General features: G+C 40.0%; 12 protein-coding genes. All 12 read right to left on the bottom strand.

Annotation, left to right across the window (positions count from 1 at the left end):
• Positions 1-15 precede the first annotated feature (15 nt).
• The 12 genes from HUE98_RS01450 to HUE98_RS01395 all read right to left on the bottom strand — a co-directional run bounded on the left by HUE98_RS01450 (position 16) and on the right by HUE98_RS01395 (position 13,551).
• The gene (locus HUE98_RS01450; protein WP_241422124.1) at positions 16-1,074 is read right to left on the bottom strand and encodes a uroporphyrinogen decarboxylase family protein; all 1,059 of its coding nucleotides are present in this window, start codon (positions 1,072-1,074) and stop codon (positions 16-18) included.
• Between the two features lie 439 nt (positions 1,075-1,513).
• The gene (locus HUE98_RS01445; RefSeq protein ID WP_241422123.1) at positions 1,514-2,491 is read right to left on the bottom strand and encodes an ABC transporter permease; all 978 of its coding nucleotides are present in this window, start codon (positions 2,489-2,491) and stop codon (positions 1,514-1,516) included.
• Positions 2,492-2,561: 70 nt separating this feature from the next.
• Complete coding sequence (locus HUE98_RS01440) at positions 2,562-3,530, bottom strand: sugar ABC transporter substrate-binding protein (protein ID WP_241422122.1); 969 nt, start codon at positions 3,528-3,530, stop codon at positions 2,562-2,564.
• Between the two features lie 74 nt (positions 3,531-3,604).
• Entirely contained in the window at positions 3,605-4,600 is a 996-nt protein-coding gene (locus HUE98_RS01435; protein WP_241422121.1) for a uroporphyrinogen decarboxylase family protein, read from the bottom strand.
• Positions 4,601-4,627: 27 nt separating this feature from the next.
• Positions 4,628-5,419: an ATP-binding cassette domain-containing protein gene (locus HUE98_RS01430; protein ID WP_241422120.1), complete on the bottom strand. Its 792-nt coding sequence runs from the start codon at positions 5,417-5,419 to the stop codon at positions 4,628-4,630.
• 82 nt (positions 5,420-5,501) lie between these two features.
• Positions 5,502-6,488, bottom strand: a complete 987-nt coding sequence (locus HUE98_RS01425) for a uroporphyrinogen decarboxylase family protein (protein WP_241422119.1) — start codon at positions 6,486-6,488, stop codon at positions 5,502-5,504.
• Positions 6,488-7,144, bottom strand: a complete 657-nt coding sequence (locus HUE98_RS01420) for a corrinoid protein (protein ID WP_241422118.1) — start codon at positions 7,142-7,144, stop codon at positions 6,488-6,490. Before HUE98_RS01420 ends, HUE98_RS01425 begins: the two co-directional genes overlap by 1 nt.
• 27 nt (positions 7,145-7,171) lie before the next feature.
• Positions 7,172-8,287, bottom strand: coding sequence for a double-cubane-cluster-containing anaerobic reductase (locus HUE98_RS01415; RefSeq protein WP_241422117.1), 1,116 nt, complete (start codon positions 8,285-8,287; stop codon positions 7,172-7,174).
• Positions 8,288-8,557: 270 nt separating this feature from the next.
• Complete coding sequence (locus HUE98_RS01410; RefSeq protein ID WP_241422116.1) at positions 8,558-9,697, bottom strand: ABC transporter permease subunit; 1,140 nt, start codon at positions 9,695-9,697, stop codon at positions 8,558-8,560.
• Positions 9,684-10,733 (bottom strand): ABC transporter permease subunit, encoded by a 1,050-nt coding sequence (locus HUE98_RS01405; protein WP_241422115.1) that lies wholly within the window; start codon positions 10,731-10,733, stop codon positions 9,684-9,686. Before HUE98_RS01405 ends, HUE98_RS01410 begins: the two co-directional genes overlap by 14 nt.
• Positions 10,730-12,307, bottom strand: coding sequence for a sugar ABC transporter ATP-binding protein (locus HUE98_RS01400; protein ID WP_241422114.1), 1,578 nt, complete (start codon positions 12,305-12,307; stop codon positions 10,730-10,732). The genes HUE98_RS01405 and HUE98_RS01400 overlap by 4 nt, the downstream gene beginning before the upstream one ends.
• 68 nt (positions 12,308-12,375) lie before the next feature.
• On the bottom strand, positions 12,376-13,551 hold the full coding sequence (locus HUE98_RS01395) for a DUF3798 domain-containing protein (protein ID WP_241422113.1): 1,176 nt from the start codon (positions 13,549-13,551) through the stop codon (positions 12,376-12,378).
• Positions 13,552-13,827 lie beyond the last annotated feature (276 nt).

Below are 13,827 nucleotides of genomic sequence, written 5' to 3'. Positions count from 1 at the left end.
TGTTTATTACGTTTACTATGCCTGTCCTGTCAAATCCCCGGCAGCTTTCACCATGGCATATACGTTTGCCGGGGGAGTCAGAGGAGAAATTGTACAGGCCGGCATCAACACAAACCCACCCGGTAAATATCCAACTTTTTTGATTATATCTTTACATTTTTCATATACCTGGTCAGGAGTGCCGGTTTGCAAAAGTGTACAGGATATATTCCCCCCAAATGCATGCTGCTCTCCCAGAGCTTTTGCTGCATGTTCCAAATTCATGTCATCTCCCATAGTAAACAAAACTTTGGGGGGCAGGGGAATAGAATTTTTCCAAATAATCAAGTTTTTCCTGTGGTCTCCACAAAGATGAATGGACCACTTTTTCATACCTAGTTTTAAAAAATGTTCATGCAGTTCTATTACATAGGGAAGGCTAAACTTTTCAAAAAAATGAGGAGAACACAAGGTGTTGGACTCCCAGGGAAATGAGCTTGCCAGCGTGCAGGACTCCAGACCCACTTCAGAAATAAATACCTCTGATATTTTATAAAGATAATCTGTAGAAATCCTCAAAAGCTGATGTATCAGTTCCGGCTTTTTAACCATCCAGCGTAACATTAGCTCTCCACCCAACAAAGAACCCACTATACCCAGGGGAGAACCACCGGGTATCGATGTAGTATAACCCATTTTTTTTGAGATTCTGGCAAAAGCAAGCTTCCTCCCTGTGGCAGGAGTATTTAAAATATCCGGTACCTGAAGGTTGTAAACATCCTCCTCCATGTTTACAGGCCGTTTTACCAGGTGTGGGAGGGAGCAGGGTGGGGTTTCCGGAAAAAACAATTCTCCCCCAAAGTCCCATCCTGCATAGTCAGGAATACTAAAGGAGGGAACTGCATCATGTTTTATTAATTCTGCCGCCCAAACCTGTGCTTTGAAAGCCTTTTCCGGGTTTAAATAATACTCCCTGGTGCTTAACCCTGAAATGGCGGCAGAAAACACCCCTCCCAAGGGTACAACCTTAACTCTGCCAAAACCGGTGTTTTTTACACCGGGCAATTTTTTTTCAGACTTATTTGTATGATTCATGGTTTTAATCCCTTTGTACTAGACCAGATGGTAATATCAATTGCCATATAAATTTGTTAAAAAATCTTGTTCCGTAATCTTAAAATAACTGACGGTTTTACTTTTTTATGCGGGTAATCACTTATATTTTTCGACATATTTTTGAATTATCCTTTATAGTTACTATTACTGTTTGTTATGCCAGGAACTCATCACTATTTCTACAGGTTATAGTTATCAATGCCAGGACAGTAGTTTTCCCTAACCTATATTAATTAAAATCCCACAAAAATACCGGCAATTTCTTCTCTCCCTTTACAGCTTCCTATATTTTGGACATAAACTCTTTTTTGGAAAACCGGAATCCAGAACTTACGATTTCCACCCAGCAGGTATAAATGTAATTAAAAAAACATGTAATTTAGGGTAATCGCTTGCATCCATAATAGAGGGGAAAAGGCTAATTCTGACCCTTTACCACTGATTCATCCTTTATTTCCATATTGCTTATATAAACGTCCGTTCCCACTGCAGCCAGCAGTACCGCTCCTTTTACGACCAGCTGGTAATATTCATTTACATTCATAAGAATCATTCCATTTGTTAAAATTCCCATGATTAAAATACCTGACAACACGCCACTTAGTCTACCTTCTCCTCCGTAAATACTTACGCCTCCCAAAACAACTGCTGTTACAATATCCAGTTCGTATCCCTGACCGGCATTGGGCTGTCCACTATTTATCCTGGATAGAAGAACAAGGCCGGCAAGAGAAGCCAGAAAACCCGAAATGGCATAAACAAAATATTTTATTTTTTTTACAGGAATGCCAGACAATTCAGAGGCTGTTTCGTTACCCCCTATGGCATGTACATACCGTCCAAATCTGGTAGTATACAATACTATAAAACCTGAAAGAAATACTGCTGCCATAACTAAAACTGGAACTGGAATAATATTTATATATCCTTGACCTAAGAAGGAAAAAGATACTGCAGAAAATCCATATACCGGTAAGCCACCTGTGATAATGTAGGCTGCACCCCTGAATATAGTCATACTCCCCAACGTGGTAATTAAGGGAGGAATCTTAACATTATTAATCATTAATCCGTTAAATAACCCTATCAATACTCCAGCAATAAGAGTTGCCAAAAAAGCAGTAGGAATATTAACCCCATTGACCATTAACGTAGCAGCTAAAACAGACGATACTCCAATAATCGAACCGACGGACAGGTCTATGCCGCCTGATATAAGAACAAAGGCCATTCCCACAGAAACAATCCCCATAATAGAAACTTGCCTCAAAATATTAATGAAATTTGGCAGAGTTAAAAAAACTTCGGTTCTATTGGAAAAAAACATAACCAGCAAAACCAAAACCACTAGAAGGCCATATTTAGTTATAATTTCCCTCATATAATAGCGATCCATCTAAAACTCCTTAAGGTTAAGAATTAAAAAGGAGAAGCCTGTTAAAACAAGGCCTCCCCAATTAACAATTTTAATAATCGCCAATGTTGTCTTTTGTAACAGGTGACATAGGAAATTTAATCATTTCTTCTATTCTATTGCCATTCTTAATAATTTCTAAAGTAGTTTCAATAATTAACCGCCCCGTTTCATACGGCTCAATGTCCACAGTGCCTTTATAAATACCATTTTCTTTAATCTTATCAATGGCTTCAGGAGTAGCGTCTAAACCTACTAAACAAAAATCTTCGGTATCTTTACCCGCTGCCTTAACTGCTTCGTACGCTCCTAAAATACCTACATCACTGATGCCTGCAATAACTTTAACATTTGGGTGAGCCTGTAGAATAGATTCAGTCACATTCATTCCCATTTCGGTAGTATATGCTTCTTGTTCAGAAACAATTTTTGCATTTGGTGCGATAGAATGAATTCCGTCTTTAATCCCTTCAGATCTTTCAATAACCAATGGAATAGATGGGTAGCCCAACACTGCCACCTCTGCTTCTCCTCCCAAATTATCTTTAATCCATTGACCTGCAATTTGACCTCCCATAAAACCATAATCATATTGAACTAAATCAAAATGTGCATAAGTGTCTTCCAAGGGCACATTGGCACTGATAACTGGGATACCTGCCTCTTCTCCCTTATACACCATGGGCTGCAGGGCAGACTGATCATTAGCGCTAATTATAATAGCGTCTACCTTTTGTACTATAAAATTCTCCACAGCATCCACCTGTATTATAGGATCATTTTTCCCATCGTGAACTGTCAACTTAATACCAAGTTCATCAGCTTTGTCTTCCATACCTTTAACAACTTGTATAAAATACGGATTCCCCAGGTCCATGGTAGTATACGCAATGTGTATTTCTTCCTCACCATTACCGGGTGAAGCATCATCATTACCTGGCAGCGCCTGATCATTACCACATCCCATCAATGTTACAAACATGAAAACTAAAACTGTTAGAAAAACGATTATTTTTTTCAATTTGTTTTATCCCCCTTTTAATAAATTATAAAACTAATATTTATTGCGACCTTTTTATACACCCCCTTCAAAACTTACAAATCAACATTGTTCGTACGCCCAGCCTCCATAAAAGCACAGATATTATCTATGGGCGTATCAGGTGCACAGGTACACCCAAAGGATAGTATATAGTTAGAAAAACTTTTCATTTTTCTCAATAAATTTAAGGTAGTTTCTCTTACTTCCTCAGGTTTCATTAACATCAAAACTTCAATGGGGTCAACATTACCAATTAAAACTATGTTTTCAGGTACCTTAGCAGCAATAGTTGGTAAATCCATTAACTGGTCCAGGCTTATACCCTCAACCTCCGTAGTTAGCATTTTATCTAGTAAATGATTGGTATTCCCGCATACATGGAGCACCTTCCACGCATTAAGGGAATGATATAGCTTTTTTAAGTTAAAACAAACTAATTGCTCATATACATGGGGAGAAAGAATAACGCCCGAAGGTTCACTAAAACTTACCAGCTGCACTCCGGCATCTACACAAGCCTGGGCATACCTGTTTACTGTTTGATAAGTAAACTTAAGCACTTCTTCTATAAAACTCGGCTGCTTAATTATACTCCTACATATATCCATTGCCCCGACCATTTCCACAGCTAAAGTAAATGGCCCCTGCAATATGACCCCTAATGGTTTAGTAAAATGACTTGCTAACAGCTTAAGTGATTTTAAATTTGTAACCATTCTCTTATTATGGTAAGGATCAGGGACCACCATTCTTAATAGTTGTTCTCTGGACTTAACAGGATTATCTATAACACTGGGAAAGTCATAATTGTGTTTAAGTAAAGGTAATTTCATAGCTTCGCAAAACAAAAGCCCATCATCCATAGGATAAATGAAGTCTGCCTGAAATTTTTCATCCATGGCTATTGCTACTTCCAACTGCTTTTTAGGAGAATTGTAGACATCATATAACCTATACCCTGTTAACCTTAACCCGATAGTGCCCATCCAAGGAAAAATTAATCTTCTATTTTGTTTTTTGACATATTGTATAAGACTTATTCTACTCATTTTCATCTCCTGAAAAATAATCGTTTTTCAAAAATTGCTTGGCACTTCTCCGTTTCTTTTTAAATAGTACTGGTCTGACCCAGTAATCACATGGATTATTTCATCAGGATGAGTATTCCTGGTTATAAAATCCTCCACAACTTGTCCCTGTCTCAGCACACATATCCTATCAGATATTTCAAATACCTGGTGAAGGTTATGGCTTATTACGATTACAGCAAATCCCTTTTCTCCCAGTTTTTTTATAAGCTTTAGAATCCTGGCAGATTCCCTTATGCCCATTGCAGCAGTAGGTTCATCAAATATTATTATTTTGCCCCCCTGGTTGATAGCCCGGGATACTGCAATAGCCTGCCTTTGTCCCCCGGAAAGATATGATACCGGCAATTTTAAAAGAGGAATATCAATTTGCAAGCTATCTAATAATTTGCTGGCTTCCTTTTTCATTTTCTTCTTATTTAAAAAAAATTTACCTGAAATTTCTTCCCTCCCTAAAAATATGTTGCTGACAATGTCCAGACTGTTTACAAGAGCCAAGTCTTGATACACTGTGGAAATCCCCAATTGAATTGCCTTGGAAGGAGACAACCTTTTAAATACTTCTGACCTTACTATTATTTCTCCCCCATCAGGAACCATGGCTCCCGACAACAGCTTTATTAGAGTGGTCTTTCCAGCTCCGTTATCCCCTACAATAGCTAATACCTGGCCTTCAAATATCTTTAAGTCTACACCATTTAAGGCTTTCACATGTCCGAATGACTTGTATAAACCCCTGGTTTCTAGTAAAGGAGGATTGTCTTCTTTTCCTTTATTCATATAACAAAACAACCTCTTCCTAAATTTATATTGGTGTTCATACCACTATTATGGCCGCCTAAAGATTAGCCAGCGAAGGAGACTATAACTTTGAAAATGGAGTATGCCCTGCCTCCATAACCGCCTTCAAATTTTCCACTGGTGTACCAGGAACACAGTCACAGCCGAAAGATAGCATGAAATTTGAATGGTTTTTCATCTTTTTTAAGAGCTTCAATGTTTCAACCTTAACTTCCTGAGGAGCCATGTCGAAAAGGACGTGTATAGGGTCAATATTTCCCATAACTACCATTTCCTTCGGTACCCTTGAAGCAGCCGTGGGCATGTCCATTACCTGGTCCAGGCTCAAAGCCTCTGCTCCACAGTTTATTAGGCTGTCTATTAAATGTGAAGTGTCTCCGCATACATGGACCACCTTCCAAACATCCATGTCCGCAAAGAAATTTCTTAATCTTGAAGCTACCAGTTCCTCAAAACGTGATGGAGATAAAATTACTCCGGTAGGTTCACTGATACACATAAATTTAACTCCTGCTTTAATAGTCTCCCGGGCATAACCCTTAACTACTTCATTAGTAAATTCCAATATCTCATTAATAAAATCAGGATTTAGTATAACCGCCCTAACGAAATCTGAAGCGCCTACCAGTTCTACAGCCAGGGTAAAGGGGCCCATCAAAGAAATAGCCAGGGGTTTATCAAAATGATCCCCAATCTTTTTTAATGCCTCCAGGTTTGTGGACATCCTGAGGTTTTTGTATGGTTGGGGAACTTTTAGCTTTCGCAAATCCTCAATATTTTTAATGGGGTTTTCTAAGACACTGGGGAAATCATAGTCAGGTTTCAAAAGAGGGAGCCCCAAAGTCTCACAGAATATGATCCCGTCATCTTGAGGATAAACAAAATCTGCACTGAACTCTTTATCCATTAACCGGGCCAATTCCAGCTGTTTTTCCGGTGATTTGTATACATCGTAAAGGGTATAGGAGGTCAGCTGTAATCCAGCACACCCCATCCATGGGAAAATTATGGGCCTGTCATGTTTCTTCATATAATCTATGAGGCGCATCAATCAACACCTCCTGCACCAAGATTTAAAAGCTCTCTCACCGTATGCACTGCTTCATAAGCATTGGGAGCATAACCGTCCGCATTGATTAACTTTGCATAATCTGCAGATACCGGGGCTCCACCTATTAATACATATCTTTTCCGTTCAGGACTCCGTTTTTTTACCTCCTCAATTACCCTTTTCATTCCCCTCATGGTCGTGGTCAGCAGTGAAGACAAGGCAATAACATCTGCATCCACTTCCAGGGTTTTATCCACAAAATAGGTAAGAGGCACATTTCTACCCAAATCATATATGTCAAAACCCGCGGCTTCCAGCATCATAGCCACGATGTTTTTCCCAATATCATGAGTGTCTCCCTCCACCGTACCTATGACCACTTTCCCCACTTTTTTTGCCCCGGTTTTACAATGTGGCTTCAGCACTTCCAGCCCTACATACATGGTATCTGCGCACACTACCACCTCTGGAACAAAATACTCTCCCTCAGCATAAAGCCTATTCACTTCTTCCATTCCCTTAAAAAGACCGTTTATTATTGCATCTTCACCGCTTATACCTTTTTCCAGTGTCTCGTGACAAAGCGGAACAATAATATCCAGCTCCATATTTACTACTGCTTCAACCAGTTTATTTAAATAATCGTCCACCATGGATATTTATCCTTCCCTTCTCAACGATTAAAGCATTTCCAAAAAAGCTTCAACCCTAACTTTGATCCACCCCGCATCGGATTCGGAGTAATCAGTTTCAATCTGTAAGAAAGGTACGCCCAGCCTGTCACGGATAAATTCCCCTACGGAAAAGGACTCTACGTTATAGGTGTGACAGGCCTGCCAGGTAAGGTCAATAACCCCATCAATGTGGTAATCTTTTACAATCTCCTCCAGCAGCCCATATCTTCCCAGGTTGGGGGACATGCAGGAACAAGATATATTTAAATACTTACGGGCCAGGGCTTCTAGACGGTCTCCCTCCTCTTCCACCAGCTGCCCCACTGTCTTTAATCCCCCACAGTTTTCCATAGCTGTCACATACGCTGTCTCCTCAATAATATTTAAAACCTTTTTACAGGTTGTAGGGGACCCGGTTAAAAGAATTCTGGAGCGAGGTTCCAGCCCACCCCGTTTTTTAGCCCATTGAATCACTTTTTCCATCCTGGTAATATGGCTGGAAAGGTCCACCTGAAAGCCTCCGTCATCGGTAGCAGTACTGATTTCCTTTCCGGTGAGAAAAGTCTGTCCTCCTTTGTTCAACTCAAATATCTTACTGGTTACCTGGCGGCAGCGGTTATATAATTTCACAGCTTCCAGAAGCTTTTCATCAGTTATTTCTATTGCCAGCCAGTTTTCTAAAACCGTTTTTAACTGCCGTATTTCACTCAACCAGTATTGGAAAGCACTTTCAGTATCAGCCCTTTGGGGGAGCTGCAAAAGATGCAGGGGTTTCATCCGGCCCAAGAGTTCGTACATTTTTTTCTTGCCATCACAGGTAGCATCCGCCACCAGGAAATCGGAAAAATGAAAGTTGGGGCAGGTATCCGTAAGAGCAAATCCATAGCTGGACTTAACCAGGGGACAAATATTTCGAGGAAGATGCTGTTCAGCGGCGGGAATGGGTTCATCGGAAGAGCCGCAGAGGGACACCGGAATTCCTCCGGCAGCAGCAATCAGCTCCTTGGGAGTAAAGGCACAATAGACTCCAACTACCTTGTCCCCTTTGGCTTTTCTAGCGCGGGTCAAATCCAAATTATGTTCTTCTACGTCAGTCAGGTAATCTTCACTAAGATTTATCATTTATTCCTTCCTTTTCTCAATAATCTTATTTAATAGTCTTAAATACTTTTCTTTTTCGGGGTCTCTTATAGAAAACTAAAAGAGCAAATAATATAATTGCTAATTTCGACAATTTTTTTAAATTATCCTTTATAAATGATATTACGTTTTGTTATGTTTTATTTTAGCAGATGCCTCTATTTGTTATGCAACTTTAAGAAAAACTTACTTAACATAAATACTATTACACAACGCTATGGCCTAATGATACAAATATTTCTTTTGTAAGTTCTATATCGGTGTTTTCCCATAAATACGGTGGACTACTTTTGTATAAGTTAATTTCAAACCTTCGCAAATAGAATTGCTATTTACAAAGTTACCCGTTGCTGAATTTTTCTTTTCTTTCCAAAGGTCTCTTTTGATATTTATAATCAAAGCTGCGGCAATAGTGCCGTAAGCCAAAAAACTGCGGAAATATTCTCCCAGGGCAGGATTTCCCAATATTTTTTGTCCAGCATGGGGAGAAACCACAATTAGGGAATGAAACAGGAATATTCCAAAAATAACATTCCAGACACTGGCTTTCTTGATAGTGGCTCCACCGGCCAGTAATGCAGCACAGGAAAAAATTTCTGAATTTTTATGGGCCGAGTAAACACCAAGCATACCTATATTTTGGACGTAAAATATCTGTCCCAGACAGGCAATTACTGTGGATATTATCATAGCCTTAATTCGAAGAGCATTTACATTTAAGCCCAGCATCTCCGCCCTGTCACTATCTTCTCCCACCGCTTTAAACTGCTGCCCCAGCCGGGTGTTCATAAGATAAGATATTAACATACAGAATAATAATATAAAAAGAATCATAAATACAGATATTTTAATCATCCCAATTTCTAACAGCCATATATCCTCCATAATATTTCGGAAAGGGGCAAGATCCACCATATCCCTGACCCCTATACCTCTAGTCAAGATAATATCTGGATTCCCGGGTGTTATGAAAGTTCCAAAACCTACCATGAATATCAATTGATACAAACTGACCCCTAAAAAACCTATTATAATGGTAGTTATCATTTCCCTGCCCCGAACCCGGTTTAATCCCAACCCGATAAAATAACCCATAACAAGGGACAGCAACGTTGATACCATTACCGCTAATAACAGTCCGGGCATACCATAAACCTGCCAGTTGATAACCAATATAAATCCCACCTGGGCGCAGAGAGCCCCTATAACCACAGCAAAATTTAACCCCATCCCTGCAGCAATGGGAAGAAGCAGCGCCAGCACAATTAGTCCATTTCTAATAAAACGGGTTAGAATTTCATTCATCAAAAAATTCAAGCTCAAACCGGAATAACACCAGCCTATAACAGCTAAAACCAAAAATATAAGGGATACAGTATTAATTTTTTTCAATTTTTGCTCTCCCCCCTTCATACAGCAGGGCGTATAGGATTACCATGTTAGTAATCATTACCCTCATTATTTCTGAAGCCTCCGGCACCATCAGCCTGTTGGCCAGGGGCGTGGAGAACACATATATAGACTGAAATAGAAAAGCGCCTGCCACCACCTGCAAGACAGTAGTTCTCCCTCTCCGGGCTCCTCCGATGAGGACAGCGGAGGCGGCAGGAAAAGCCATCATAAGCGGAGCATTGTACAGTTCCAGGAAACCGTAACTTTGAGCATATACACAAATTCCCGCTGCTCCCAGTACTGTAGAAATAATTACCGCCAGAGTCCTCATTTTTCGAATATCAATTCCGGACAAACGGGCAAAGGTTTCATTTTCCCCTACGGCTGTAATGGCCATCCCTACTTTGGTCTTAAAAAATAAATAAACCAATAGACAAAGAAGAACAAAAAAAATCAACATTCCCAAGGGAAGAGTTAAACTTCTAATATTGAGAAGCCACAGCTCATTCAATGATTTTCCAAAAAAGTTACTCAGGCCAATGGTAGGTCGCATACCCTGACCACCTATGGGATACAGCATCTGAGGGTTCGTAAAGGGCGCTACAGCCCAAAAGAAACTCATCAAATAAATCAACGAAAAGCCAATAAAAATGCCGGCTATTTCTTCCCTTCCCTTAACTGCTTCTAAAATTTTTGCATATAACATACCAAATAATACAGCAATAGGCAGTGATATAATAATGGACCCCAAAAACCCGAAAATACCAAAAAAATTAAAATTAACTGCGATGCTCATTCCTAAGAGACCGGCAACAATACCCACCGGCAAACCATAGTTAATGCCCAGTCCGGCATTAAGCATGGGTACCATAGACAGCACCAGCACTCCGTTCATTACCAGCCGAACTAACGAATCACTGATTAAACCACCAACGGGGATATCTATAAATCCCGCAACAATCACCATCACCACCAGAAAAGTACTTATAAATAGTTGGGGAATATTATTTAACAAATTTGTTCTCATATTATTCATCCGGGAACCACCTTCTCTCCGGAAAAAGCCAATGCAAATTGGACCTCGTCCTGATCAGGGGAAAAGATATTAGACACCCGACCCTCATACATGACTACAATTCTGTCACAAATACGCTTAAGTTCCCCCAGTTCACTAGAGGCGATTACAATGGTAGCACCCGTTTCTTTATTTATATTTAAAATGGTTTCCAAAATAATTTCTTTCGCCCCTACATCAACCCCCCGAGTAGGTTCTGATATAAATAATATTTGAGGTTCCATGGATAACGCCCTGGCCAGGCATACCTTCTGTTGATTACCTCCACTTAATAATTTTACTTTCTGATCAACACTTCTACAGCGAATATCCAAATAGTTTACCATTTCTACAGCAAATTTAGAGCTTTCTTTTTTGTCCAAAAGACTTAAAGAATTGAAGATAAAGGACTTAAGAAAACGTTCTTTCAAATGAACGCTGGTAAAAATAATATTTTCCAGAACGGAATGTTCCAGAAGCAGCCCGGCATGCCTGCGGTCATCAGGAAGGTAAAATATTCCCTTTCTCATTACCTCCCGATTATCCAGAAGGTTCAGGGGTATTCCATTCATCATTACTCTACCAGAGAAGGGATATAAACCCATTATTCCACTTCCTATAGCCAGCTTGCCATGTCCGGAAAGCCCTGCAAGCCCCAGGATTTCCCCCTGGAAAATTTCCAGATTTACCCCTTTTAAGTTTTCTCCCGGCATATCCACAAAAAAGTTTTCCAGCTCCATAACTACCTGGCTGCCAATTCCCCTGTGCTTCTTTCTTTTTCTGGCCTTTTTTATGTTTTTCCCCACCATGTCCAGGGCAATTTTCTGTATGTTGAATTCATTTTTTTTGTACACTGCCACTATTTCCCCATCTCTCATCACCGTAATATTTTCACAGAGGTAGGTTACTTCCTCCAGCCTATGAGATACAAACATTACTGCCGTACCCCTGGCTGCCAGTTCTTTCACTACATCAAAAAAAATCCTGGTTTCTTCCTCCGTAAGTGCTGACGTAGGCTCGTCCAGGACCAGGACTTTTAAGTCTTCTTTATTAATTTCTCTGGCAATCTCTACAAACTGCCTGAGATTAACTGATAAGTCTACGGCCTTCAATCCCGTATCAATTTTTATCCCCAACTTCATAAAAACCTTTTCTGCCGAACGGTGGTTCTCCCTGCGGTCAATATAGGCCAGGCTCTCACCCATCAATTTTCTGCTGAAAGGCACAACCTTCTCCCGTGCCATATTTACATTTTCCACCACAGTCATGTAAGGAATCAAAGCAAATTCCTGGTGCACCATTCCAATACCCTGCAATACAGCCTGGCTTGAATTTTTTATAAATGCCTGGCGCCCTGAAATAAATATTCTGCCAGAATAACCCCCGGTTCCGGTAATGTTTGCGCTTCCGAATAATATACCTAAAAGAGTACTTTTCCCGGCACCATTTTCTCCTACCAGCCCATGGATTTCCCCGGCTTTGACTTCAAAATTTACAGATTTTAAAACTTCATGATTACCAAATTTTTTAGAGACATTATGAAGTTTAAGGACCATGATGCTTCTCCTTTTTACGCCGGGCACATATGCTGTGCCCGGCGTATTGATGTTTCATTCTCTAGAGATTAATAGAAAATCGAATCCATAATCATTAGAAAATAGTTGTCCAGTTCCGGTTTCATTTTATTAAAATATACACTTACACCTGCCACTTCTTCCCCAATCTCCTCCAAAAGCTCCTGAGAAAGATCTGCCACTTCCACTTCCCCTTCTACCATTCTAATAGCTACTTCCACGGCAAATTCCGGTAGGAAGTAACCCACGGCTATAGGCCAGGTGGAAAGCCTTCCCGTTGCTCCTGCTTCTGCTGCTTTCTGTTTAATCATTTCATTGATTACATCAAAATCTCCGGCTTCCTCGGGCCCAATTTCCAAACCCATTGCAGCAGGGAAACCTTGAGTGGGAGTAGGACAGCACTGCTCTGCCATAATATAGCCCAATTCTAAGGCTTTGGCAATAATTACATCCTGCATGGAACAGTTGGTACCAAAAATGTTGGTATCCTCCCCGTACTTATCAATCTGCCGGGGGATATCTTCATTAAGAAACTGAACCATAGCAGAATAACTGTCACCACCATGGGGGTCAGGAGTCATCAATTCCACAAATTCCATTCCCAGGCGCTCTGCTGTTTCTTTCATCTTACCATGTCGATTGGCAATTAATTCTTTGGACATATGAGTAGGAAAGGAATAGTGAATATAGGTTTTGGCTCCCATATCATAAGCTTTTTGAGCAATAGTATCTCCTCTCCTCAGCCAGTCGGTATCCAGGCAGAGGTCAATATAGTTGGCCATTGCATCAGGATCATCCCAAATAGGTGCAGTAATAACGATCATATCCGGCCTGACCTCTTTAACCTTTTGAACAGCCGGAAGAATCCCCGAGTATCCAGTGGCGATAACAATGGCCTTTACTGACTCATCATCCGCCAGGCTGGTAATTTGAGCAATGGCTGTCTCCTGCTCTGCCGTAAAGTTTTCAGGCAGCACCAGATGTTTGACTATATCAGGGTACTTTTCAACCACTCTCTCTCCACCCCTGAATTCATCCTCACTGACGGATATGGCCGGGGTTACTAATCCAATTTTATAATCCTTTACATCCTCCACTTCTTCTTCTGCTGCTGCAGCATTTTCCTCCGTTTCTGTCTCTGCCGGCGCATCAGTATCATTACTACAGGCTGCAAAAGAAAAAACCATTATACAAACTAAAAATAATATTAAAGCTTTTTTGTACATTCTTGTTTGCTCCCTTCTTAATATAAGTATAATCATACTATGTTCAACTTTTTTATATTAACTTCTTAACACCCCCTTAATTCTTTTTTTATTTCGTCTAAATTTACAACGATAGTTAGCAAATGTTTAAAATCCAGATTATCAGACTTTTTTGGCTTCTTTCTGTTTTTTAGGAAGTATTCAATAAGGCTTGTACATTTTTTCTTTATTACTAAATCACATCAATCAATTAACATCATATCACATAATAAGTTATACTAATATTTCCGTTTTGTT

The sequence above is a fragment of the Candidatus Contubernalis alkalaceticus genome, from assembly GCF_022558445.1.
GTDB lineage: Bacteria > Bacillota > Dethiobacteria > SKNC01 > SKNC01 > Contubernalis > Contubernalis alkaliaceticus.
Note: the sequence above shows the minus strand (reverse complement) of the source record. Positions and strands in the feature narration are given on the sequence as shown.

What these genes read in the sequence shown, in the direction of transcription:
- HUE98_RS01450 (WP_241422124.1), bottom strand. Translation starts at nt 1,074, where the DNA reads ATGAATCATACAAATAAGTCTGAAAAAAAATTGCCCGGTGTAAAAAAC.
- HUE98_RS01445 (WP_241422123.1), bottom strand. Translation starts at nt 2,491, where the DNA reads ATGGATCGCTATTATATGAGGGAAATTATAACTAAATATGGCCTTCTA.
- HUE98_RS01435 (WP_241422121.1), bottom strand. Translation starts at nt 4,600, where the DNA reads ATGAGTAGAATAAGTCTTATACAATATGTCAAAAAACAAAATAGAAGA.
- HUE98_RS01430 (WP_241422120.1), bottom strand. Translation starts at nt 5,419, where the DNA reads ATGAATAAAGGAAAAGAAGACAATCCTCCTTTACTAGAAACCAGGGGT.
- HUE98_RS01425 (WP_241422119.1), bottom strand. Translation starts at nt 6,488, where the DNA reads ATGCGCCTCATAGATTATATGAAGAAACATGACAGGCCCATAATTTTC.
- HUE98_RS01420 (WP_241422118.1), bottom strand. Translation starts at nt 7,144, where the DNA reads ATGGTGGACGATTATTTAAATAAACTGGTTGAAGCAGTAGTAAATATG.
- HUE98_RS01415 (WP_241422117.1), bottom strand. Translation starts at nt 8,287, where the DNA reads ATGATAAATCTTAGTGAAGATTACCTGACTGACGTAGAAGAACATAAT.
- HUE98_RS01405 (WP_241422115.1), bottom strand. Translation starts at nt 10,733, where the DNA reads ATGAATAATATGAGAACAAATTTGTTAAATAATATTCCCCAACTATTT.
- HUE98_RS01400 (WP_241422114.1), bottom strand. Translation starts at nt 12,307, where the DNA reads ATGGTCCTTAAACTTCATAATGTCTCTAAAAAATTTGGTAATCATGAA.
- HUE98_RS01395 (WP_241422113.1), bottom strand. Translation starts at nt 13,551, where the DNA reads ATGTACAAAAAAGCTTTAATATTATTTTTAGTTTGTATAATGGTTTTT.